This window comes from Adlercreutzia sp. ZJ141, assembly GCF_011038965.1.
GTDB lineage: Bacteria > Actinomycetota > Coriobacteriia > Coriobacteriales > Eggerthellaceae > ZJ141.
On the sequence record NZ_JAAKEB010000001.1, the window covers coordinates 1 to 24617 of the forward strand.

20 protein-coding genes, 1 rRNA gene and 1 other annotated feature are annotated in these 24617 nt (G+C 55.8%); all 21 genes read left to right on the forward strand.

Features of this window, described 5'->3' with window-relative positions; translation table 11 throughout:
- Positions 1 to 135: 135 nt before the first annotated feature.
- The 21 genes from rrf (at position 136) to G7Y44_RS00105 (ending at position 24510) form a co-directional block, all read left to right on the forward strand.
- Positions 136 to 251: ribosomal RNA gene (gene rrf, locus G7Y44_RS00005) — 5S ribosomal RNA — on the forward strand.
- Positions 252 to 528: 277 nt separating this feature from the next.
- On the forward strand, positions 529 to 1098 hold the full coding sequence (locus G7Y44_RS00010; RefSeq protein ID WP_165246562.1) for a hypothetical protein: 570 nt from the start codon (positions 529 to 531) through the stop codon (positions 1096 to 1098).
- Between the two features lie 99 nt (positions 1099 to 1197).
- The gene (locus G7Y44_RS00015; RefSeq protein ID WP_165246564.1) at positions 1198 to 2295 is read left to right on the forward strand and encodes an isocitrate/isopropylmalate dehydrogenase family protein; all 1098 of its coding nucleotides are present in this window, start codon (positions 1198 to 1200) and stop codon (positions 2293 to 2295) included.
- A gap of 93 nt (positions 2296 to 2388) precedes the next feature.
- Positions 2389 to 5073 carry an aconitate hydratase AcnA gene (acnA, locus tag G7Y44_RS00020; RefSeq protein ID WP_165246566.1) on the forward strand — a complete coding sequence of 895 codons (2685 nt, stop codon included), beginning with the start codon at positions 2389 to 2391 and terminating at the stop codon, positions 5071 to 5073.
- A gap of 240 nt (positions 5074 to 5313) precedes the next feature.
- Positions 5314 to 7368, forward strand: coding sequence for a Tat pathway signal sequence (locus G7Y44_RS00025; protein WP_241159105.1), 2055 nt, complete (start codon positions 5314 to 5316; stop codon positions 7366 to 7368).
- A 230-nt stretch (positions 7369 to 7598) separates the two neighbouring features.
- Positions 7599 to 7738: a sequence feature (ribosomal protein L10 leader region), on the forward strand.
- Positions 7739 to 7795: 57 nt separating this feature from the next.
- Positions 7796 to 8317, forward strand: a complete 522-nt coding sequence (rplJ, locus tag G7Y44_RS00030) for a 50S ribosomal protein L10 (RefSeq protein WP_165045113.1) — start codon at positions 7796 to 7798, stop codon at positions 8315 to 8317.
- 74 nt (positions 8318 to 8391) lie between these two features.
- Positions 8392 to 8769 (forward strand): 50S ribosomal protein L7/L12, encoded by a 378-nt coding sequence (gene rplL / locus G7Y44_RS00035; protein WP_165045225.1) that lies wholly within the window; start codon positions 8392 to 8394, stop codon positions 8767 to 8769.
- A gap of 265 nt (positions 8770 to 9034) precedes the next feature.
- The gene (locus tag G7Y44_RS00040) at positions 9035 to 9883 is read left to right on the forward strand and encodes a DUF4013 domain-containing protein (protein WP_165246568.1); all 849 of its coding nucleotides are present in this window, start codon (positions 9035 to 9037) and stop codon (positions 9881 to 9883) included.
- A 117-nt stretch (positions 9884 to 10000) separates the two neighbouring features.
- Positions 10001 to 11902 (forward strand): YgiQ family radical SAM protein, encoded by a 1902-nt coding sequence (locus tag G7Y44_RS00045; protein WP_241159106.1) that lies wholly within the window; start codon positions 10001 to 10003, stop codon positions 11900 to 11902.
- Between the two features lie 29 nt (positions 11903 to 11931).
- Positions 11932 to 12876 carry a PhoH family protein gene (locus G7Y44_RS00050; protein WP_165246570.1) on the forward strand — a complete coding sequence of 315 codons (945 nt, stop codon included), beginning with the start codon at positions 11932 to 11934 and terminating at the stop codon, positions 12874 to 12876.
- A 17-nt stretch (positions 12877 to 12893) separates the two neighbouring features.
- Positions 12894 to 13349 carry an rRNA maturation RNase YbeY gene (gene ybeY, locus G7Y44_RS00055; RefSeq protein ID WP_165246572.1) on the forward strand — a complete coding sequence of 152 codons (456 nt, stop codon included), beginning with the start codon at positions 12894 to 12896 and terminating at the stop codon, positions 13347 to 13349.
- Positions 13349 to 13789, forward strand: coding sequence for a diacylglycerol kinase family protein (locus G7Y44_RS00060; protein WP_241159107.1), 441 nt, complete (start codon positions 13349 to 13351; stop codon positions 13787 to 13789). The genes ybeY and G7Y44_RS00060 overlap by 1 nt, the downstream gene beginning before the upstream one ends.
- A gap of 13 nt (positions 13790 to 13802) precedes the next feature.
- Complete coding sequence (gene era, locus G7Y44_RS00065) at positions 13803 to 14825, forward strand: GTPase Era (protein ID WP_165246576.1); 1023 nt, start codon at positions 13803 to 13805, stop codon at positions 14823 to 14825.
- A gap of 156 nt (positions 14826 to 14981) precedes the next feature.
- Entirely contained in the window at positions 14982 to 16481 is a 1500-nt protein-coding gene (locus G7Y44_RS00070) for a PASTA domain-containing protein (RefSeq protein ID WP_165246578.1), read from the forward strand.
- 11 nt (positions 16482 to 16492) lie between these two features.
- Positions 16493 to 17263 carry a DNA repair protein RecO gene (recO, locus tag G7Y44_RS00075; RefSeq protein ID WP_165045126.1) on the forward strand — a complete coding sequence of 257 codons (771 nt, stop codon included), beginning with the start codon at positions 16493 to 16495 and terminating at the stop codon, positions 17261 to 17263.
- 48 nt (positions 17264 to 17311) lie between these two features.
- Positions 17312 to 17572: a TIGR03905 family TSCPD domain-containing protein gene (locus G7Y44_RS00080; protein ID WP_165246580.1), complete on the forward strand. Its 261-nt coding sequence runs from the start codon at positions 17312 to 17314 to the stop codon at positions 17570 to 17572.
- 259 nt (positions 17573 to 17831) lie between these two features.
- Positions 17832 to 18119 (forward strand): 30S ribosomal protein S15, encoded by a 288-nt coding sequence (gene rpsO / locus G7Y44_RS00085; RefSeq protein WP_165045130.1) that lies wholly within the window; start codon positions 17832 to 17834, stop codon positions 18117 to 18119.
- 169 nt (positions 18120 to 18288) lie between these two features.
- Positions 18289 to 20496, forward strand: coding sequence for a polyribonucleotide nucleotidyltransferase (locus G7Y44_RS00090; protein WP_165246582.1), 2208 nt, complete (start codon positions 18289 to 18291; stop codon positions 20494 to 20496).
- A 295-nt stretch (positions 20497 to 20791) separates the two neighbouring features.
- Entirely contained in the window at positions 20792 to 21562 is a 771-nt protein-coding gene (gene dapB / locus G7Y44_RS00095) for a 4-hydroxy-tetrahydrodipicolinate reductase (protein ID WP_165246584.1), read from the forward strand.
- A 103-nt stretch (positions 21563 to 21665) separates the two neighbouring features.
- Positions 21666 to 22556 (forward strand): 4-hydroxy-tetrahydrodipicolinate synthase, encoded by an 891-nt coding sequence (gene dapA, locus G7Y44_RS00100; protein ID WP_165045136.1) that lies wholly within the window; start codon positions 21666 to 21668, stop codon positions 22554 to 22556.
- Between the two features lie 91 nt (positions 22557 to 22647).
- A complete protein-coding gene (locus tag G7Y44_RS00105) occupies positions 22648 to 24510 on the forward strand; it encodes a ribonuclease J (RefSeq protein ID WP_165246586.1) in 1863 nt (620 codons plus the stop codon).
- Positions 24511 to 24617: the final 107 nt, after the last annotated feature.

Here is a 24617-nt window from a genome sequence, read left to right on the forward strand (position 1 = left end):
ATTCGTCTTTGTTAGCTATAATCAGTTGATTACTGTGCGCTATGCAACCGCCAGGGTAGCGAAAGATGCGCTACTCACAAGGTGTCGTATAGACGCGACGCGTTGGGGCAAATCACCAAACGGTGTGCCCCCCGCGAGCGTGGCCATGGAGGCGGGGACACACCCGATACCGTTCCGAACTCGGTAGTTAAGCCCGCCATCGCCGAAAGTACTGCGGGGCAAGCCCGTGGGAGGATAGGGTGCCGCGCTCGCGGGGGGCACATGTGTGTTTTAGTGCCACATGTGTGTTTGGCCCCTTTATCCCACAACAACAAACAAGGCCCCGTATCGTGCGGGGCCTTTTGCTTGCTTGGACGTGCGTGGCGGGGCTTGGATGGGGGATTCATCGGTTGGTATCACTATTGAATTATTCCAGGATAGATTTCGCTCTGACGAATGAGTCGGCTTTGTCTTCTTAACTTCGATTTGCTGTGATCGCGCGGTATAATTTCAACCGCAAATGAGGATCTCTGCGTAAGAAGGTTATAAATGACGTCTGATTATACCGAACAAGATCTTGGGGATACGGTCGCGCAGCTTGCGTCTGAATCTCGTCGCGAGCGGCAAAACGCCGCAATTGCCATGAGTGAATATGCCCAAGTTAATCCGCAAGCGCTGACACCGTTTGCTTCATCCCTTGTAGCTGCTCTTGATTGTCGTGAGGCGCGAACGCGCTGGGAATGCTTCAAAGCTTTGTCTGCTCTGGCAGCGTACGACCCCTCAATTGGTGATGACGTGTTTCCTGCTGCTGAAGATGCTCTCTTCGAAGAAGGAAGCGGGTTCGTACGGTTGTCGGCGTTGAGGTTTCTTTGTGCGTACGGTGCGACTGACGTAGAGCGTTCGAAGAGAGCGTGGCCGTTGATTGAAGAGGCGATCCAATGCTATCACGGTGATGCGGAGTTCCATGATATGTTGACTGCTGTAGCTGCGTTCGCGTCGGGTGATCTCGATGATGAGGTAAAAGAGGCACTTGCGGCACGTGTGAGTTTTGACGCGAAGAATGGCAAGGGTTCACTGAAGCGCCGCACGCAGCAGATACTCGACAATTTGCGTGCATAAAACGTCATTTCGTCCTTCGTTTTGCGCAACCCCGTTATTGTATGACATCATTACAACGCTTACGCATTGCTATGATGTTAGCTTGAGAGGAGTGCATCTATGTCTCGTCATGTTGTAACGCTCATTCCTGGTGACGGCATCGGTCTCGAAACGTCGGCTGCCATGCAGCGCGTCGTCGCAGCGAGCGGCGCGGATATTGAATGGGAGCTTGCGAAGGCTGGTGCAGCATGCGCCGAGGAATGCGGGACACCGCTTCCATTCGCTACCATCGAAGCGGTGAAGCGCAACAAGGTTGCTATTAAAGGTCCATGTACGACACCGGTGGGAACGGGCTTTCGCAGCGTAAATGTGGCGTTACGTAAGACGCTTGACTTATACGTGTGCTTACGTCCCGTGTTTTCTATTGAAGGTGCTGGTGGGCGCTATAACGATGTTGATCTGGTGATTGTTCGAGAGAATTCAGAAGATCTGTATGCTGGCGTCGAGTTTGAAGAGGGCTCGCAGGCGGCATCCGATCTGATCGCGTTCTGTAAAGAACAGGATGCGGGGGCCATCCGCTCAGATTCTGGCATTTCCATCAAGCCTATTTCCATCACTGCGACGCGCAACATCGTTCGCTATGCTTTCGACTATGCGGTCAAGCACGGGCGCAAGAAGGTTACTGCCGTACATAAGGCGAACATCATGAAGTACTCCGATGGTCTGTTCTTGCGTGAGGCGCGCGAGGTTGCTAAAGAATACGAAGGAAGGGTTGCCTTCGACGACAAGATCGTCGATGCGTTCTGTATGAACATGGTTATCGATCCGTCACAGTTTGATGTTGTGGTTTTTCCCAACTTGTATGGCGATATTGCAAGCGATTTGGCTGCGGGATTGGTGGGCGGCTTAGGAATTGCCCCAGGTGCGAATATCGGCGAAGAATATGCTGTGTTTGAGGCCGTGCATGGATCAGCTCCCGACATCGCGGGACAGGATAAGGCGAATCCGACTGCTGAAATTCTGTCGGCCGCCATGATGCTCGATCATTTGGGAGAGCTTGAAGCTGCGCGTCGCATTCGAGAGGCGGTTCGTGTCGTTTACGCTGAGGGTCAAAGCTTGACGGCTGATATTCGGTGGGCGACGAAGTCAGACGCGCCAGCAGTTGGTTGCACGGAGTTTACCGATGCCCTCATTGAGGCAATGGGAAAGCTGGCGTAACCGATTCTATGGTACTTGCGGTAGCTCGCGGTTTTCGCGTTCGTATGCTGTTGCGGCGGAAAAGCTGCATTCTTATGAGGAAAGAGGGGTTTGATGGCCGTCGTTGATTCGAGATTCGCTGCGTCGTTGCAGGTTGGCGAAGCGTCGTATACGTATTTTCCGGTGTCAGCCATCCCGGGAAGCGAAAAGTTGCCCTATTCGCTGACAGTTGTGCTTGAAAACGCCTTGCGCACCGCACGCACGTCTGAGGCGGCCGAAGAAAACGCTCGTCGCATTGTGGAAGCGGGCCTTGCTGGTTGTGTAGGCGAAGAAGTTGAGTTCTCTCCGGCTCGTGTGCTATTCCAAGATTTTACGGGTGTGCCAGTGTTTGTTGATTTCGCCGTTATGCGCGAGGCGTGTGCCGAGCTTGGTGGTGATCCAAAGAAGATCAACCCGCAGATTCCTTGCGATTTGGTTATTGATCATTCGGTGATTGCTGACGAGGCGGGATGTGCCGGTTCGCTTGCGGCGAATATGAAGCTTGAGTTTCAGCGGAACAAGGAGCGCTATGACTTCTTGAAATGGTCACAGGAATCTTTCGAGAATGTGCGTATTGTCCCGCCAGGAATGGGTATTTGCCATCAGCTGAACATCGAGCAGTTTGCGCACGTAGTCATGAAGTCGCCGAATGGTTTGGTAGGTGCTGACGAAACGCCGGTTGTCTATTTCGATACGCTGGTGGGAACCGATTCTCATACGCCGACAGCGAACGGTATTGGTGTTCTGGGCTGGGGTGTTGGTGGCATTGAAGCCGAAGCCGCGGCGCTTGGACAGCCGATCACAACGTTGGTACCGCGCGTGGTGGGTGTGCACCTCACCGGCGCATTGCAGCCGGGCGTGACGGCCATGGACGTGGCGCTTACGTTCGCAAGCGAGCTGCGTGCCAAAGGTGTGGTTGGTTGCTTCGTCGAGTGTTATGGCGAAGGTGTGTCGGGCTTGTCTGCCACGCAGCGTGCTTGTATATCGAATATGACGCCCGAGTACGGCAGCACGTGCACGCTGTTCCCCGTGGATGATCGGACGCTTGACTACTTGCGGTTGACCGGTCGCAGTGATGAGCAGGTCGCGCTGGTTGAAGCGTATGCGAAAGCACAGGGTCTGTGGCTTGATGCGGATGTCTCCGCGCGCACGTATTCAGATGTCGTTGAGATCGATCTGTCCGAGGTGACACGTAACGTCGCCGGTCCGTCGCGGCCTCACGACCGCATTGCTTTAGCCGATACGCATGGCCGTTTCGAAGCCGTTTGCGAGCAGCGCGGTCTTGACCGGTCGAAAGCGGTTGACGTGAGTGTTGCAGGTCAGACGCATCGTTTAAGCCATGGGGCTATTGCTATTGCTGCGGTTACCAGCTGCACAACAGCGACCGATCCGGCAATGATGCTGGCATGCGGCCTTATGGCGCGCAACGCCGCCGCTAAGGGCCTTGCCCCGAAGCCGTGGGTGAAGACCATTTTGGCACCAGGTAGCCATGCGACTGAGCTTCTGCTCGAGCGAGCTGGATTGCTGGAAGGCTTGCAACAATTGGGCTTTTACACATGCGGGTTCGGCTGCATGAGTTGTATTGGTAATTCGGGTCCGATTATCGATTCTATGCACGACGTTGCTGACGAGATTGAGCTTGCGAGTGTCTTGTCGGGTAATCGTAACTTCGAAGGTCGCATCTCTCCCGATGTGTCACAGAACTACCTGATGGCTCCGGCGAACGTGATTGCGTATGCGCTGGCAGGCACGATGGACGTCGACTTGAGTTCCGACTCACTTGGGCTTAACGATCAAGGGGAACCAGTCTATTTGGCTGATATCCAGCCCGACGAAGCTGAGTTGGCCGATCTGATGGAGCGTTTTGTCACAGCCGATTTGTATCGCGAAGGTTCGCGGGGCCTGTATGAGGGAGATAAAGCATGGCAGGCTCTTGGTGCCGACCAGAGTGATTTATTTGCGTGGAATGAGAATTCGACATATGTGCGCCGCGCACCGTATTTCGACGGCATGGGGTACAATCCTTCATCGCCAGCAGCTATCGATCATGCGGTTGCTATCGGACGCTTCGGCGATTTTATCACCACCGACCACATTTCCCCGGCGGGTGCCATTGCACCGGACTCTCCGGCGGCGCGCTATTTGCACGAACGTGGCGTGGCGGATGCGGATTTCAACACGTATGGAAGCCGACGCGGTAATCATGAGGTGATGATGCGCGGAACGTTCGCCAACGTGAAGTTGCAAAATCTGCTAGCAGAAGGGCGTCGTGGTGGTTGGACACTCGATGTTTTGAACAACAAGATAGACACTATCTTCGATGCGTCGCAACGCTATGCAAAGCAAGACGTACCACTCGTGGTGTTGGCAGGCAAGATGTACGGCAGTGGATCGTCGCGTGATTGGGCGGCGAAGGGGCCAGCATTGCTCGGCGTACGCGCTGTCATCGCAGAAAGCTTCGAGCGCATTCATCGGTCAAACCTCATTGGTATGGGTATGTTGCCACTACAGTTCAAGGATGGTGAAAACGCGGAGCGTCTTGGTCTTGATGGTACGGAGCGCTACACGATCGGTGCGGTTGACTTCTCGAGTGGCTTACCCGAACCGGCTGAGGTGGAGATTGAAGCTGCGCGTGCGGATGGTTCAAGCACGACGTTTAAGGCTGTGGTGCGCATCGATACACCAACCGAAGGTCGCTATTACGAGCACGGAGGTATCTTGCAGTACGTGCTTCGACAGCTTGTTGAGCAAGACATGTAGCGGTTTATCCTGATAGGGCTGTCTTGTTGGTTTGCGTAGGGCGTACTTTCGCAGTTTGCTTGGGAAGCTGTCCCGTTTGGGTGGAAGGCGTGTAGGCTTGGCATGCCAAAGAGCTTGAGGTAGGTTCACGCACGGTCCATGGTAACGAAAGTGTCACGGGAGCACCCGATCGTCGCATGCGGTCGGGTGTTTTCGTGTATAGTGACACGATAACTGCCAACATTGCTATGAGGTGATCACATGAAGCAACCTTCAGGATTCGACGCGCTGATCGAGGCTCTTAAGATGTCGGGGATGAACGTCGACTTTGGAGCAGACCCCGATGCGGATGGACCACGGCGCGCGCAGACTGCCGATGGATCGGGCGTTGGTGAACAGAGTCGTCCGTTTACAGCGTCTGCTGGCGGCAAGGCCCCGGGCGATTCGGGTCATACTCGCCGTGCGGGAGGTGGTCCGGGGAACCCGTTTGATGGAATGGGTGTTAACATCCCATTCTTCGACAACATGCACACCTGGGGAAAACGTGCGCTTATCGTGTTCGTTATTCTGGCTATCGTTGTGCTTGCGGCGGCATATTGGTGGTTCCATCCGCCCATCAACGTGCATAGCGTGGACACGTGGACATTCGTTGTGGTGTTTATCGTACTGCCTTGCTTTATCTTCCTGCGAATGAAATCGAAAACCTATGAGCGGGGAACCAGCAAGGTTGAGGCGAATCCTGGGAAAGCAAAGGCGTTCCGTGTGGCGTCGTTTTTGCCGGTTGCTGTAGTGGTGGTAGGCGTTGTGGGCTCCCTGATGTCGCTTGCACTGTTTCCTGGTAATGCCTCGAAATACGCGAACATCCTGCAAACCGACACTCTCGACTTTGCGACAGATATACAACAGGTTGATTATTCCGAGATTCCCGTTATCGACCGCGATTCTGCGATACTACTCGGCAATCGTGAAATGGGTTCTATCGCCGAGTACGTGAGCCAGTTCGAGATATCCCCGCTATACAGCCAGATCAACTACCAGAGTTCGCCAGTGCGCGTCAGTCCCTTGGGTTACGCCGACCTGTTTAAATGGTTCACGAATCGTGAACAGGGTATCCCGGCATACTCGCTAGTTGATATGACTACACAGGATGCAGAGATCGTACGGTTGGGTGACAACCCCATCCATTACTCGCAGTCTGAACCATTGGTTCGAAACATCGATCGCCACGTTCAGTTGAAGTATCCCTTCTATATGTTCGATGAGAAGTCCTTTGAGATAGACGAAGACGGGCGTCCGTGGTGGATCTGTCCGGTGCAAACACGAACGATTGGTTTGTTCGGCGGAACGACCGTCAATCGTGTGGTCATGTGTGATGCTACAACAGGAGAGTGTCAGGATCTTGCCATTGATGAGGTTCCGCAGTGGGTTGACCGTGCGTATCCTGCAAACCTGCTCATTCAGCAGTACAACTGGAGCGGACGGTACTCGAATGGCTGGCTGAACTCGTGGCTCGGACAGTCGGGTGTGGTGCAAACAACGCCGGGTGCCGATGGTCAGCTTGGGTACAACTACATCGCCAAGGATGATGACGTGTGGGTGTACACCGGAGTCACCTCCGCTACGGCGGACAATTCGATTGTGGGCTTCGTGTTAGTTAACCAACGTACTGCTGAGTCGCATTTCTACTCCGTATCGGGTGCGACTGAAGAATCGGCGATGCAGTCGGCCGAGGGCCAGGTGCAAAACTTGCGCTATAGTGCCACGTTCCCGTTGCTTATTAACGTATCGAATCAACCCACGTACTTCATGTCGTTGAAGGATGACGCTGGTTTGGTGAAGCAGTTCGCAATGGTCGATATTCAACGCTACCAAAACGTTGCGATCGGCGCGACGGTGGCGGAATGCCAAAAGGCCTACGAGACGCTACTCGCCACGAATGGTGTTGCGGTCGATTCCGAAACACCAATCGAGGGCACTACGGCGACGGGCGTTATCGACCACATCGCACAGGCGGTGGTGGAGGGTAACTCCCACTTCTACGTGACGCTTGTGGGCGACGACAACATCTACGACTTCGCTATTCCGGCGCTGATTGAGGTGGTTGGATTTAAAGAGGGCGATGAAGTTTCGTTTACCTATGTGGAAGGTGGCACGCTGTGTGCAGTGAGCGAGATTATCTCGGTCAAGGGGCGCGCTCTTGCTGATGATACGCAGGCTTCTGCTGACGGCACACCAGCCGACGATGCTTCAGCGGATGAGCAAGCATCGGGTGAAGGTGATGCTTCGAAGGATGATGCGGCTACGGTTGATGTCTGATGCTGTGTCGCTTTCACGGATGTGCAGGCTGCTGGATGAGATAGGGCTGCTAAGGTATAAAGCCAGCCACATCCCGTGAAGCAAGAGACTCGGGCACGCTTTGTTGAGTGAGCCGAGCAGTCGAGCACGCTATTGATCTTTTGTGGGGAAGTCGAGAAACTGTCGGCTTCCCCTTGACAAATTGAATCGTGATGTAAAAATGGACAAGCTGCCTTTTGCGAGGTAGTGAAAGAGAAACCGTTCCGCTGCTGCAGACAGCAGGTGCCGAAAGGCTTAAACGCATGAGTGCGGCCCGCCGAGGTGGTCATTGCAAGCTCACGCTTTCGACGACCCCCGCTGTCTCAAACGGCGGGGGTCGTTCTTTCGAGTGACGATCCCACCCGTAGATGGGCGGAACCCGAGCTTGGAAGAGAAGGAGGTGTATTGCATGCCCAATTTGAAGAACCAGGAAACGCTTGAGAAGATTAAGGGTGATCTGGACGGCGTAAACGCGATGTGGGTTGTGGACTACCGCGGCCTGAGCGTGAAGGAAATCGAAGCGCTTCGCGGTACGATTCGTGAAGCAGATGCTCGCATGAAAGTGTATAAGAACACGCTCATGCACATCGCTCTCGAGGAACTCGAGCTGCCGAATTTGGACGTTGTGCTGGAAGGTCCGTCCGCGTTCGTCTTCTCCGGCAACGACGTTGCCGCTTCGGCTAAGGCGATCAAGGAGTTCGCGAAGACGAACCCGAACTTGGTCATCAAGGGCGGCATGATGGACGGTGCGTTCGTGGATGCCGATCAGGTGGAGGCCATTGCCTCGCTGCCGTCTCGCGAGCAGCTGCTCGCCCAGATCGCTGGTGCCATCAGCGGCGTTGCCCGCGGCCTTGCCGTGTGCGTCAACGGCGTGCCCAGTGGCTTGGCTCGTGCCATCAAGGCGGTGTCCGAGCAAAAGCCCGCAGCGTAAGCGCTGCATGCGCGCGGTGACGCGCGCCTCTATAGTGAGAAAACAAGCTGCATGAGCGCAGCGAAACGAAAGGAATTGAAATGACCAACGAAGAGATCATTGAGGCGCTGAAGGAAATGACCCTTCTGCAGGCCAGCGAGCTTGTTTCCATGATTGAGGAAACCTTTGGTGTTTCCGCCGCCGCCCCGGCTGCCGTTATGGCCGCTGCTCCGGCTGATGGTGCTGCTGCTGCCGAGGAAAAGACCGAGTTCGACGTCGTGCTCGAGGGCTTCGGTGACAACAAGATCGCCGTCATTAAGGTTGTCCGCGAGATCACCAGCCTGGGCCTGAAGGAGGCCAAGGAGGTCGTGGAGAGCGCTCCGAAGGCCATCCAGGAGGGCATCGCCAAGGAGAAGGCTGAAGAGATTAAGGCTAAGCTCGAGGAAGCCGGCGCTGCCGTTACCTTGAAGTAAAGAGCTTCTCCGCTCTATGAGCGAAAACAAAGGCGTTGTCGCGCATACTGCACAATGACGTCACGTACGAAGCGAGGGATTCTTGCATTATCTGCAGGACCCTCGCTTTTCGTTGTGTAGTGGAAAGTGACAACGTGGTAACCGCTTTGCACGCATGGATTGCTACGTCGTATAGTTTCGGGGGAAGCGCTGATTGAAACGAGGTGCGGTGTACTCACACTAGGGCGTTCTTCTCATTATAAGGAAACGCAGGATAGGAGCATTCGTGCAACAAGGCTATTTCGATACAGCTTGGAGTGATGTTAGTGGTTCGCCAGGTTGGGTTGGCAAGCTGCTCCTTTTGACGCTGGTGAGTCTTATCCCTGTATTCGGGTGGATCGTGGTTCTTGGGTACCTGTTTGGTTGGGCGCGTGAGATCGCTTGGGGCGTGCGTGCGCCGCTTCCTGCTCGTATTTTCGGAAACGTCGACGGCTTGCTGTATAGTCGGGGCGCCTCTGTTTTGGTCATACTGTTTCTGTTTAGTCTTGCTCCTTTTCTCCTGTCGTGTTTGTATGAAGGCGTGTCCGACGTTGGCGGCAGCGTAGCTGAACGCTTCCTTAACTTGGTGCCAGTTGCGCATGTTGCCACTCCGATGATCACACTGGCGGCATCGCTCATTGCTGTTATGTTCGCGTTGGTGGGCTCGATGCGTGCAAGCATTTACGGACGGCTTGCTTCGGGTTTGCAGATAAACCGCATTTGGACGATGATCCGCTACGATATGAACGGACTGCTGCGCATCGCCGGTATGGCGGCCTTACTCTCGCTTGCTGCTGTGGGGGTTGTTCTTGTTTTAATGATCGTTATTGAGGGGCTTGGCCTGCTTGTTGCATGGATCGTATCAGGGGGAGGTGCTCATGTCTGGCCGCGGGGCTTCGGCATGGCGCTGTTCGCAGCATTTTGCGTGATTGCTTCGTTGTGTTTGTGCTCGGCGCTCGTCTCGGCGATGATGGTGTTCGCGACGACGATAGTCGTCCGTGCACTTGGGCATTGGACAGCTCAGTTCGACGTTGCTCATTGGCGGGGTCAGGATGATCCCCTGCCGTTCGAGGAAGCGCAAAGCTCCCGTATGTAACTTGAAGGCATGTAGGTGGGATGTCTTGTGCGCACGTGGGTTTGCCGGTGGTGTGGGGTTTCGCTACACTGAATTGCAACAAGTGTTTGAATCAATACGGCTTGGCAGGTGCGTCGCGTGGGCTTTCTTCCGATAAGCAGAGATGAGATGCTTGATCGAGGGTGGGATCAGGTTGACTTCGTCTACGTGTGTGGTGACGCATACGTAGATCACCCCTCGTTCGGTGCTGCCATCATCACGCGGTTGCTTGAGGCGAACGGGTTTAAGGTGGGCGTCATTGCGCAGCCTGATTGGCGTGATCCAGTGAGTATGACTGTGTTTGGCGAGCCGCGCTTGGGCTTTTTTGTGTCGTCGGGGAACATGGATTCCATGGTGAACCACTATACGGTGGCAAAGCGCCGTCGTAAAACCGATGCCTATTCGCCAGGTGGGCGCATGGGATTACGTCCTGATCATGCGACGGTTGTGTACAGCAACCTTATTCGGCGCACGTACAAGCGCGTGCCCATTATCTTAGGCGGTATCGAGGCGAGCTTGCGTAGGATGGCCCATTATGATTACTGGTCCGATCGCTTAAAGAGGTCGATCCTCCTTGACTCCGGCGCTGACCTGGTGTCGTATGGCATGGGAGAGCATTCCGTTATTCAAATTGCTGAAGCACTCGATGCTGGCTTAGATATCCGTGATATCACGTTTATCGACGGCACGGTGTACCGCACAACATCGCTTGAACACGTGTACGATGCTGTTGAACTTCCGTCGTATCAGAGCATGCTTGATGATCGCTTGCAATATGCCCGCAGCTTTCAGGTGCAGTACGCCAACAGCGACCCATTTCAGGGAAAGCGTTTAGTTGAGCCATATTCCGACCACCTGTATGTCGTACAGAATCCGCCAGCGCAGCCGCTCACACAGCAGGAAATGGACGCCGTGTATCGTCTGCCATATATGCGCGCATACCATCCTTCCTACGAAGCTGCTGGTGGTGTGCCTGCAATCCGTGAAGTTAAGTTCAGCCTGACAAGCGCCCGGGGGTGCTTCGGTGAATGTTCGTTTTGTGCGCTTACGTTCCATCAGGGGCGCATCATACAGTCGCGCAGCCATGAATCGCTTATTGATGAGGCACGCTTGATCACACAAGACCCCGACTTCAAGGGTTATCTGCACGACGTGGGAGGCCCGACCGCGAATTTTCGGCAACCAGCATGTGCTGCTCAGCTCAAGCGGGGCGCGTGCGTGGGAAAGCGTTGCCTGGCACCCAAGCCGTGTCGGAAGCTTGAGGCTGATCACTCCGATTACCTGGCACTCCTGCGTAAGCTGCGAATGCTTCCCGGTGTGAAGAAGGTGTTCGTCCGTTCGGGCATCCGCTTCGATTACGTGTTGGCCGATACTACTTGCGGTGATGACTTCCTACGTGAGCTCACCGAATACCACGTGAGCGGTCAGTTGAAGGTCGCCCCCGAGCATGTGTCTGATACGGTACTGCAGGCGATGGGCAAGCCGGAAAACCAGGCATACACGCGTTTCATAAAACGCTATGCTCAGCTCAACGACGAGCTCGGAAAGAAGCAGTATCTCGTGCCGTATCTGATGTCGTCGCATCCGGGTTCGACGCTTGATGCTGCCATTGAACTTGCCGAATATGTACGCGATTTAGGGTACATGCCCGAGCAGGTGCAGGACTTCTACCCGACACCCTCGACGGTGTCAACCTGTATGTATGCGACTGGTGTGGATCCCCGCACGATGGAGCCAATTTTTGTGCCGAAAAGTCCACATGAGAAGGCGCTGCAGCGGGCTCTTATTCAGTATCGAAATCCGAAAAACCGCGATTTGGTGTGCGAGGCGCTGCGAAAAGCAGGTCGTACTGACCTTATCGGCTATGGGAGCGAATGCCTGGTGCGTCCAAAGAAGGGTAGCAGTCCCTCGCGTCCGCGCGGCGGCGGGAACAGTCCCTCGCGTCCGCGCGGCGGCGGGAGCGGCGAGACCAAAGGCAAAGCGCGCAAGAAGCGCCGGTAGAGCATGGTGATCGTGTTACAATGTCGGCCATGACTGAAGCGACTCAAATCTCACTTACTGTTCCCGGAAGCGTCGATATGACGCTTCTTGTTGGGCCTGCCGACGAAGCCCTGCGCGCCATCCAAGCTGCGTTTTCTTCGCGGGTGACCGTGCGTGGTAATGTTATTGCGCTCGAAGGCGATCCATCCGAGGTACAAACGCTAACCGCGTTGTTCTCTGATCTGATTAAGCGGGCTGAAAGGGGCGAAATCGCCACGGCCGACTACGTTACCCACTCTGTTGAGTTGTTGCGTTCGGCGGCATTTTCGCCCGATGCATTGCGCGAGGATATCCTGCTCACGTACCGCGGCCGCGCCATTCGTCCGAAGACGACGGGGCAAAAGCGCTATGTTGACGCCATTCGCTCGCATACTGTCACGTTCGGTATTGGACCAGCTGGCACAGGTAAAACCTACCTGGCTATGGCGCTTGCCGTGGCGGCGCTGAAGCGCAAAGAGGTCGACCGCATCGTGCTCACCCGTCCCATTGTCGAGGCGGGGGAGAACCTGGGGTTTCTTCCAGGAACGCTTACCGAGAAGGTTGATCCGTACATCCGACCGCTCTACGATGCGCTATTCGACATGACTGATATGGAGAAGGCTGGGCAGCTGCTCGAGAATGGCATTATCGAGATCGCGCCGTTGGCATTCATGCGAGGGCGTACGCTCAACAACAGTTTCGTTATCTTGGACGAAGCGCAGAACACGACGCCCGAGCAGATGAAGATGTTTTTAACGCGTTTAGGATTCGGAACAAAGATGGTTGTAACCGGTGACGTCACGCAGCTCGATCTTCCCCGTGGGGTATCGGGTTTGAAAGGAGCCCAGCGTATTCTCGGCGGTATCGACGACATTGCTTTCTGTGAGTTCACGGGAAGTGATGTTGTCAGGCATTCGCTTGTGGCCTCCATCGTAGCGGCATACGAAAAAGCGTAAAGGTGGGAGTGTAACCTATGGAAATACAAATCAATTACGATTACCGTTTTGATGATCTTGAGCGCATGCCACTGCACGAGCTAACGCAGTTCGTTTTAGTGCGTGAACAGCAACCGTCTATGACTGAAGTATCCATCAACTTCGTGAAAGACGGGATCATTGCCGAACTGAACGAGCGTTATCGCGGAAAGATCGGTCCGACCGACGTGCTGTCGTTCGAATGTGATGGCATTGACGATGGAATGCCGGCGGTAGGCGATGGCGAAGTGTACGAGTTGGGCGACATCGTTATCGCACCTGACGTCGCCGCTCGCCAGACGCAGGAGTTCGGTACTACCTTTGAGGAAGAGATCAGTCTGCTGCTCGTGCACGGACTGTTGCATCTGTGTGGTTACGACCATATTGAAGACGACGAGGCCGAGGTTATGGAGACCCGCGAAGCCGAGCTGCTCGCCGAATGGGCAAAGCGCTAATGTCCAATAAAGAGCGCGTATCGCGGTTGGACTGCGGAAACTGCGAACGGTTTTCGCACGATGGTGCGTCGTACGCTGCTGGTCACACGACACTTCCACACTCGTTTCTGTATGCGGCGCGGGGCATTGGATATGCCGTTGTTACGCAGCGCAACATGAAGATACATCTTGCATTTGCTGTGCTCGCCATTGTCTTGGGAGTGTGGCTGCGTATCGATGCTCACTCGTGGGCGGCGGTTGCGATCTGCATTGCTTTAGTGACTGCGACCGAATGCATGAACACCGCAATTGAGCTCATTGTCGATGCGGTGTCGCCCGGCTACTCCGAATTCGCTCGCCATGCGAAGGATTGCGCTGCGGGGTGCGTGTTGCTGTGCGCGTTGGGATCGGTTGCTGTGGCGATTGCTGTTTTTGGCGGGCCCTTGCTCGCGCTGCTTTAGAAAGGCCAAGCTTATGAACGACTTTGAGGTATTCGATCCGACGGATTGGGACGAAGAAGAGGCGCTGGCTGCAGGTGTGGTTGAGTTTCCTGGTGCTCCATCGGGTGACGTATGTCATGAGCAAGACGCGAACGTATCGGACGGCGCGGTGTTCAAATCGGGTTTTGTGACGCTTGTCGGACGCCCGAATGCGGGCAAGTCGACGCTGCTGAACGCCGTTATGGGAAAAAAGATTGCCATCACGTCGAACACGGCCCAGACGACGCGCCATCGATTCCGCGCCGTGCTAACGCGCGAGAGTTCGCAGATTGTCATCGTAGATACGCCGGGTCTGCACAAGCCGCACGATGCGCTGGGTGAAGAGCTGAACGTTAGCGCACTGAAAGCCCTTGAGGACGTTGACGTGGTGGCAATGGTTATCGACTCGTCGCAACCTATCGGCCGTGGAGACGAATGGGTTGCCGCGCAAATCCGCCGAAGCCGAGCTCGCAAAATCTGCGTGCTGTCGAAGACCGATCTGGTGCGTGGTGAAGCGCTGGCAGTGCAGCGCGCATCTACCGAAGCGCTTGCCGACTGGGATGCAATGGTGGGGTTGTCGTCGACGCGCCACCACAACATCGATGCATTCATTGAGGAAGTTGAGTTCCTGCTGCCGCAGGGACCGATGTGGTTTCCCGCCGACATGGATACCGACCAGCCTATCGAGGTAGTCGTTGCGGAGTTCGTGCGTGAGAAGATACTGCGCGGTTTCCGCGATGAGGTGCCGCACGCCATTGGTGTTGCGGTCGATCATATGGACTACGATCGCAAAAAGGACCTTCACCGTATTGCCGCGACCATTTATGTGGAGCGCGAAAGTCAGAAGGGTATCATCGTTGGCAAACGTGGCGCTGCTATCAAGCGTATTGGTACCGAAGCGCGTGCCGATTTAGAGCAACTTTTGGGTACCAGGGTGTATCTTGACCTCGAAGTAAAGGTGAAGAAAAACTGGAGACGCGACGCAAACCAAATCAGGCGGTTTGGCTACGGGGAATAAGAGGGTGCGCTCGCGCTGTGCACACCGATACATGGTAGTGTATCGCGCGGCATGGAATGTTGGTGCATGTTTTGGCTTGGGAGCAGGTAAGACCCAAGAAAAACCACGTGCTTGGGATACAATTCCCTCGGTTGGGTTTTGCGAGAAAGCGTGCGTATGATTTGCTCTCAATGCGGATCGGAAAACAGGGAAGGCGCGAAGTTCTGTGACGAATGTGGCAGGCCGTTGCTTCCTGAAATAGTTCCTGAGTCGGATGCGGCTGATCTTAGTAGCTCTACGGCAGATGTTGATCGGACGCAGGAACTCGAAGCTGTCGATGCAGATGGCGACGCAAAGCCGTCCGACAGCCTCGAATCGTTGGATGCTGCCCCGTTTCATTCGGGGCCGCATGCCGGTGTGCACCGCGATGACGAAAGCGATGATGAAGAGGATCTTCCTCAATCCGAATTTACGCTCGATCTTCGTGGTTTTGACGAATGCCTCGTTGAACCTGGGTATGTGCCGCCGCGCGTGTCATGGAACTCGGGTGACACGATGGAGTTGCCCCGCATCGACGACGCGCCATCTGTTCCGCGCCGTGATTTCCGTGCGCCCGATCAAAACGAAAAGAAGGGCTTGTTCCGCAAAGGGGATGCGGCGAAGAAGCTAAAACAGGCTGAACAGACGCAAGAGCAGGCTCGCAGACAGGCGCAGCAAGAACAAAAGCAAGACCAAAAGCAGAAGACTCCCAAGCGCTCCGGCAAGCTAAAGGCAGGGCTTCTCGTTGCCGTGTGCTTGATTGCAATTGGTGTGGCGGCGTTGGGCTTGACGTATCAATTCGAAATGTGGGGTGGCAAGACTATTCCCAATGTAGTGGGGCTCACGCAGGCTGATGCGACCTTTATGCTCGAGAGCAAAGGCTTTTCCGTGCGTGAAACAAAGGTCAAGTCGGATGAAACTGAAGGGCTCGTGCTCATGGTTGATCCTGGCGTTGACTCCCGCGTGTCGGCTGGCTCGGAGGTTGTCATCCACGTTTCGCAGTCGAGAAGTATCCCCAATGTTGTTGGCATGCAGCGTGATGAAGCGCTCGCTCTGCTCGAACAAGAGGGATTTGAGCAGGTGAAGGTGGAAACTCAGAAATCCGATGAGCAGGAAGGGCTGGTCGTGGGCGTGACGCCTGCAGCTGGTGAGAAGGCGAAAGCGGTCACGAGTATCACCGTTACCGTTACTGCACCGTATTGCGTTCCGGACGTGATGGGTCTTACTTGGGACGAAATGATTGCCGCCATTGAAGGTGAAGGGTACGTTTACGATGTCGCCTACGTGTACGACGACTCTGTCGCCGAGGGTACCGTTTTAGGGACAGAACCCGCAGCGGGCGAGAAGCTGCCGAGTGGGTCTGTTGTGGTTATTCAGCTTGCAAAATCGCGCGGTGCCGAGCTCGAGGCTGCGGCGATGAACTATCTGCAAGGAGCTGGCAGCATCACGCTTGGCGGGGTGAGCTATGCGATCATGTCGGTTGATTCGGTTGCCTACGAAGGTAATGACACTACGTCATTTACGGTCACGTGTGCTGCTGTTACCGTACTCGACGGTGAAACAGTGTACGGATCGAACAAACAGAAGTCGGGCGTTATCGTATGGGACGCCAACAACAACATCGTGAGTGTGTCATAAGGGCGTAGCTTGTGTCAACGGCTACGTATACCGCTCGTGCGATAGTGCTTCGCCGAACCAAACTCGGCGAAAGCGACCTGATTGTTACGTTTTTGGCCGATGATGGCTCTCAGGTGCGCGCGGTTGCCAAAGGGGCACGCAAACCGACGAGCTCGTTCGCTGCGCGTCTTGAACTGTATTCTCACGTTGATATGCTGCTGGCGAAGGGTAGAAACCTCGACATCGTGAAGGAAGTTCGCCTTAATGCCAGCAACGTTGCTCTCAGGAGTTCGCTTGAACTGTCAACCTGTGCTTCTGCAGGGGCTGAGCTTTTGGGGAAGGTGTCGCAGACAGGGCTTTCAAACTGTAAGTTGTTTGCGCTGTCGTCTACGGCATTTTCCGCCATGGCTGCCGCAGATGTCGACCATGCGCTGGCCATGTGCGCCGCGTTGCTATTGAAAACGCTGGCGTTTTCGGGTGTTAAGCCGCAGCTTACGCGTTGCGTTTGCTGTGATGCGACAATCAATCTGCGCACATGTCAGGAGCTCGTGCCCGTTTCGTGCGAAGAGGGTGGCGTGGTGTGCCCCGCCTGTGCGCGACGATGTGAGTCGGTGGCGATGCCTGCTGCTGCACTCGCGTGGTCAGAGACGCTGCTGTACTCGACATTCGAGCAAATATCAGGTATGACGGTTGACCGGAATGGTAGCTTCGGTGCATTGCGGCTTTGCCAACGCTGGACGCAGTATCATGTGGGCGCGAATCTGAAGTCGCTCGATTTTCTGTTCTCCTGCGGATTGTTCTGACGAGGCGATCCGTTTCGAAAGCATGTGAAGAAGGAAAGGAAGCAAAATATGTACACGTATATAACTCGAGGCGTTTGCGCTCAAGCGATATGCATTGATCTTGAGGGTGATACGGTGGGAGATGTGCAGTTCATTGGTGGCTGTAACGGGAACTTGAAGGCCATTTCTAAGCTGGTGCGCGGCATGACCGTCGATCAAGTGGCCGAGCTGCTCGAGGGTAATACCTGCGGTCCTAAGCCAACCTCGTGTGCCGATCAGCTGGTGGCGGGGCTGCGCGAGGCGCAGCGCGCTGCGGGTGCTACTCGGTAGTGCTGGCTTCGCAAATTAACGAGGCACAGGCAGGGCGCACATGATGTGCGGAAGGTGTGGCGAGCGGGCTTTTCGCTTGTTTTCCGCTGTTCGCGCCCTATAATGGATGGGCTGTGTTTTTCAGCATCCCCTTCCGCTTGGTTTTCATGGTTGTCGTATGGGTACTCAGCGGTCGGGCAGTGAATAAGGCGCGCGTCATCTGGCCGATGGCACGCGTGAGTGGTGGGGTAGCAACCCCGCATGACGAAAGGTGGACATCATGGCCGACAAGCTGAGCATTTCCAAAGAGCGCACCGCTGAGCTCATTAAGGAGTTCGGTAAGAACGAGCACGATTCGGGCAGCTCCGAGGTTCAGGTTGCGATCCTTACCGAGCGCATCCGTAACCTCACCGAGCATCTGAAGGTGCACAAGAAGGACAACCATTCTCGCCGTGGTCTGATGATGCTTATTGGCAAGCGTCGCGGCTTGCTGAAGTACATCAAGAACCGCGATATCGATGAATACCGCGCTCTCATCAAGAAACTCGGCATCCGCGACAACATCTAAGAGGACTAAGGCCCGCTTCGGCGGGCCTTCGTTTAGGAGCGAAAGCTCCTGAGACGGCCGGAAGCGTAAGGGCGTTGCTGGTCGTGATGGCGCCGAACCCTAAGTAGCCGCCATCGAAGAAGTCCGCGTGCAATAGGGCATGCGGGACAGAAGAGAAAGACATGAATCTATGAACAAAATCGTCGAGTCCTTCGAGCTGTACGGCAAGAGCTATCGGCTCGAAACGGGGGAGCTTGCAAAGCAGGCGTCGGGAGCGGTATTGGTTACTCAGGGTGACACAACCGTGCTTGTGACAGCGGTCATATCCGACGAAGAACGCGATTACGACTTCTTCCCTCTGACGGTCGACTTTATCGAGAAGATGTATGCGGTTGGTCGCATTCCGGGCGGCTACTTGAAGCGTGAGGCAAAGCCGTCGGACAAGGGCACGCTCACGGCTCGCATGATCGACCGCCCCATCCGTCCGGGTTTCGTTGAGGGCTTTAAGCACGAAGTTCATGTGGTGGCAACTACGTTTGTGTGTGACAGCGTGAATCCGCCCGACGCCATCTGTGTCATGGGTGCCTCCGCTGCGCTCATGTTGGGCGCCGCGCCCTTCGACGGCCCCGCTGCCTGCGTGCGTATCGGTCGCAACGTAGACACGGGTGAGTTTATTGTAAACCCCACGTACGAAGAGCAGGAGGCGTCGGATCTCGAGCTTACTATTGCCGGCACCGCTGACTATATTTCCATGGTTGAAGCGGGTGCGAAGGAAGTCAGCGAAGAGGACATGTTGGCCGCTATGACTTTTGGTCAGGAAGCCATTGCGGCATTTTGCGCTAAGCAGCAGGAGTTCTTGAACAAGTGCGACATCCAGCCTCGCGAATGGACCATTCATGTGGCTGATCCTTCCATCGCCGAGCGCGTTGCGCCCTTTGCAGCCGACATGTCTGCGGCCTTGAAGGATGCCGACAAGCTTGCGCGTATGGGTAAAGTTGACGAGTTGAAGCGTCGCATCACCGATGAGCAGTTCACCGAGGACGAGCGTGTAAACTGGAAGGGCGACATCGCCGCCGAGCTGAAGAAGCTCGAGAAGCATGCCATGCGTGCGATGGTTATCGAAACAGGCGAGCGCGCTGACGGCCGTGCCCCTGAAGAGATTCGCCCGCTACACATCGTGCCGGGTTATCTGCCTCGCGTGCACGGTTCGGGTTTGTTCCAGCGTGGTCAGACCCAGGTGATGAGCGTGTGCACGTTAGGTATGCTCAACGAATGGCAGCGTTTGGACACCATTGACCCCGCTGAAGGCAAGCGGTATATGCATCAGTACAACTTCCCGCCGTACTGCACGGGTGAAACTGGTCGCATGGGTGCGCCCAAGCGCCGCGAGATCGGGCATGGTGCGCTGGCCGAGCGCGCTTTACTGCCGGTGCTGCCCAGTGAGGACGATTTCCCCTACGCCATCCGCGTGGTGTCTGAGGTGCTGGAATCGAACGGATCCTCGTCGATGGCTTCCACGTGCGGCAGCACGCTTGCGCTCATGGATGCGGGTGTTCCTATCTTAGAGCCAGTGTCCGGCATCGCTATGGGTTTGATCAAGGAAGGCGACGACGTAGTGGTGCTCTCGGACATCCAAGGTCTCGAGGACTTCCTGGGTGACATGGACTTTAAGGTGTGCGGAACCCGCAACGGTATCACTGCACTTCAGATGGACAACAAGGCGAAGGGTCTTTCCGTGGACATTCTGTCGCGTGCGCTCAAGCAGGCGCATGAGGGTCGCGCGTACATTTTACAGGCTATGCTCAAGCAAATCGAAGCTCCCCGCACCGAGCTCTCCGAGTTCGCGCCCCGCATCGAAACTATCCACATTCCGGTTGACAAGATTCGAGACGTCATCGGTAGCGGCGGCAAGGTTGTCCGCGGCATTCAGGATGAAACCGGTGCAAACATCGACATCCAGGAAGACGGCACCATTCATATCGCTGCGGTTGACGGCAACGCTGGCGCTGCAGCCAAGGCTATGATCCTCGGCATCGTGAAGGAGCCCGAGGTGGGCGAAATCTACGAAGGCGAGGTCGTGGGTATCAAGGACTTCGGTGCATTCATCAAGCTGACGCCTGGTAAAGACGGTCTGCTGCATATCAGTCGCATGGCGAATGGCCGCGTTGGTAAGGTGGAGGATGTGCTGTCGCTTGGCGATGTGGTGAAGGTGCAGGTGCTCGAAATTGATCCGAAGACAGGCAAGATTTCGTTGGATCGCCTGGAAAAGCCCGATGCGCCCGAAGGTTCCGCTCCCGCGCGTCATGATCGCGATGATCGTCCGCGCGGCGACCGTCGTGGTGAGCGGCCTCGTCCCGGTCAGGGCAGTCGCACACCACGTCGTCGGCATGAGGCGTAATTTGTATTGCAGTTGCTGACGCAACTGCAATAACCTTGATGCTGCGAAGGGCTCTGGCACCCGTCCTTGCTCCGTATGTAAGACTCGGCACGCTTGACATGCGCTTGGTCTTGAGGCGGGGTAATTCCGGGCACCAGAGCCCTTCTTGCTGGCTTTGTCGAGCATGCGCGTTATAACATAACGGGGAAAGGGAAAGCGCTGTTACGTTTGGAACCGCAAGCATGGGTGCATGGCGGGCTCGTAGCGTCGTGGATGTTTCGCTGTTCCTTCGCGGAACAATAGAATGGAGAGAACTATGATTAAGGTAGCTGTTGCTGGTTGCGCGGGACGGATGGGTTCGGCAGCGGTGGATGCCATCACCGCTGCGAGTGACATGGAAGTTGTTTGCGGGGTTGACCCGTTTGCACAGGGCGATGCTGTATTTCCTGTGTACGCTTCTGTTGAAGCGGCGCTTGACGCGCATGAGGTTGACGTGCTTGTTGACTTCACGCGGCCGGACGTAGTGGAAGGAAATCTTGCCGTCGCTTTGCCGCGTGGTGTGAACTGCGTGGTGGGCACTACCGGGCTTTCGAACGATGCGCTCGAAGCGCTTGCCGCCACCGCGCAAGAAGATACCTGTCTCTTCTACGCCCCGAATTTCACCACGGGTGCGGTGCTTATGATGCAGTTCGCGAAGGCAGCGGCACCCTTCTTTCCCGAAGCAGAGGTTATCGAGTTTCATCATGCGCGCAAACTGGATGCTCCTTCGGGTACGGCAATGCGTGCGGCACAGATTATCTCCTGTGCGCGCGGTGGCCACAAAAGTGAAGCCCCGGGCCGTGAAACCGAAATTGCTGGTGCCGAAGGCGCGCGCGGGGCGCTCATTGATGGTGTGCCGGTGCACGCGGTTCGTTCTTCGGGGTTTGTTGCTAGCCAGGAGGTTATCTTCGGCTCCATGGGCCAGACGCTTACGATCCGACATGATTCATGGGATCGCACGTCCTACATGCCTGGCGTGCTGCTGGGTATCCGCAGCGTTGGTGAACGGTGCGGTTTGATTGTCGGTTTGGAGAACTTCATGATGTAGGCTTCATGCTGCGCATAATGGTGTGCCATAATATGCAGTTACTGAAAAAAGGTACCAATGCGGCCGCATCCGATGCGCGCGGCCGCCAAGTGAGGAGCGCGCAATGAGTCAGCTTTTGTTCGGTCGCATGATCCCTGCAATGATCACGCCTTTCGATGAGATGGGCAATGTCGATCTGAAAACGGCTGAAGCGTTGGCAGACCGTCTGATAGCGGGCGGCGCTGATTCGTTGCTCGTATGTGCTACCACCGGCGAGAGTCCCACGGTGTCGCATGCCGAAAAGATGGACCTGTTTCGCACGGTTGCCGAGGTCGCCCGTGGGCGTGTTCCTGTTATCGCTAACGTCGGCGGCAATTGTACGTCCGATTCCATCGCACTTGCGCGCGAAGTGCAAGGCATTGGAGTTGACGGCTTCCTTTGCGTTGTGCCGTACTACAACAAGCCTCCGCAAGAGGGCATGTACCAGCATTTCGGATCAATCGCGCGTAGTGTCGATCTTCCGGTAGTGCTGTATAACATACCTGGTCGCTGCGTGGTGAACATGCAGGCCGACACTACCATCCGCTTGGCGAGGGACTTTGATAACATCGTCGGCGTGAAGGAATGTTCAGGCGACATGGATCAGGTGGGAAGGATCGCACGCGAAACACCGGAGCACTTCAACGTGTATTCCGGTGACGACGCATCGACGTGCGAAATCATGAAGCAAGGCGGCGTGGGGGTCATCTCCACCACAGGAAACGTGGCTCCTGCCCGTATGAAGGAAATCGTCGAGCTGTGTGCTTCGGGCGACTGGGATGCGGCAAAGCGGGCCAATGAGCGCTTGTTGCCACTGATGGAGGGCTTATTTGAAACTTCCAATCCCATTCTTGTGAAGGAGGCATTACGCCTTCTCGGTTTTCCCGTGGGAGGCGTGCGCCTTCCTTTGGTGAGGGCCACGCGCCAGCAGTCCGAGCGGCTTGCCGACGTCATGCGCGAGGTGGGCATTCTCTAGAGAAATACTGGCTGGAACCGACTCGTCAGCGTTGGACTGACGGAATTGATCGGTGTTTCTCTCATCCACTTCGCTCGAACGAAAGGATGTAATGGAATCGAATAATACGCCGAAGAACGGCGAGGATGGCCAGCGGAACAAGCAGGGCGATCGCACTACGCGGTCGTATCGTCATGTCAAGCTCGAGCGCAAACGCCCTCAGCTAACAAAAGGATCGAAGTCCGACATGCCCGCAGGCGATATATCGTTGCCGCAGAGTCAACGCAGGCGCCGTCTGCCGCAGCACAAGACCGGCAAGCGTGGGTCGGTGCTCAAGATCATCCCACTGGGAGGTCTTGACGCCATTGGTAAGAACATGACGGTGTTCGAATGCGAGGGCGACATGATCCTCGATGACGCCGGTCTTATGTTTCCCGATGATAGCCACCCAGGTGTTGACCTCATTTTGCCCGATTACACGTATCTGCTGGAAAACGCGAGCAAGCTTCGAGGCATCGTTATCACCCATGGGCACGAAGACCACACCGGAGCGCTTCCGTACGTGCTGAAGGATTTAGGGCTTGACATTCCCATCTATGCGACGAAGCTCACACTGGGGCTTATCGAGGGCAAATTTGCCGAACATCGCATCAAAAATGCCCGGTTATGCGAGATCAAAGCTGGTCAGACTGTCAAACTCGGCTGCATGGAAGCTGAGTTCTTCGCGGTCAACCACTCGATACCAGGCGCGGTTGGCGTGCGCTTCAAAACGCCCGCTGGTACCGTGGTGCATACAGGCGACTTCAAGCTCGATCAAACGCCAATTGATGGCGTAACCACCGATTTCGGCGCGCTCGCCCGGTTTGGGCGGGAGGGTGTTGACCTCATGATGTCCGATTCGACAAATGCTCAAAACCCCAATTTCACGCCTTCTGAAGCTGAAGTTGGCAAAGAGCTCGACGCGATTATTTCGCGAGCAACGGGCCGCGTGATTATCGCGTCGTTCGCTAGTCATATCCACCGCATGCAGCAGATTTGTGACGCAGCGGTGAAAAACGGGCGCAAGGTGGTGGTGACGGGCCGATCGATGGTGCAAAACACCGACATCGCGCGACGGCTCGGATACCTCAACATTAGCGACAACGACATCATCGACGCGTATGACATAAAGGGCATTCCTCCCGAGCGCGTGGTTATCATGTGCACCGGTAGCCAAGGCGAGCCACTGTCGGCGTTGGCGCGCATTGCCAACGGCGAGCACAAGACAATCTCGCTCGATGCGGGCGACACGGTTATTGTGTCGGCAACGCCTGTTCCTGGCAATGAGAAAGCGGTGACGAAGGTCATCAACGCGCTCGCGAAGCTGGGGCTGGATGTGTACGACAAGTCGCGTGCTCGGGTTCACGTATCGGGGCATGCTGGTGCCGAAGAACTGAAGCTTGTGCTGTCCATTGTGAAACCGCATGCGTTTATGCCCGTGCATGGCGAGGCAACACATCTGCGCGCTCACGCCAAACTGGCTGAAGCGACGGGGGTGGCACCTGAAAACGTGTTCATTTGCGAGAACGGCGAATCACTCGAGCTGTCCGCCGACGGCATCCGTCGGGGTGAAACGGTGCAAAGTGGCATTGTGTTTGTGGACGGATTGTCGGTGGGTGACACGTCGCAGGACGTGCTTGACGAGCGCAGTGCACTATCGGCACAAGGCTTCGCTGCGGTTGCTGCAGCCGTGTCGGGCGCGAAGAATTCGCTGGTTGGGCAGGTGAACGTTGAGCTGCACGGTGTTGCTGGTGGCGATGACGGATATCTTGCCGATGACGCGCAGAACTGCGTCGCCCGCGCCATGAACAAGGCGCTCAGCCGGGGTTTGCGTGGTCGCGACTTAGAGAAGGCGGTGAAAGACGCGTTGCGCAGCCTGCTATGGGATCGCACGAAGACGCGACCCATGGTGGTAGTCAGCTTCATTTACGTGTAGCCTGCAAGATGGGCCGAGTTGCTTTTCCCCGCGCATGATGGTTGATGCGGGTGGGTGACTCGGCTTGCGGATGTGGCCAGCTGCCCTTCGATACCGGTCGATGGGCA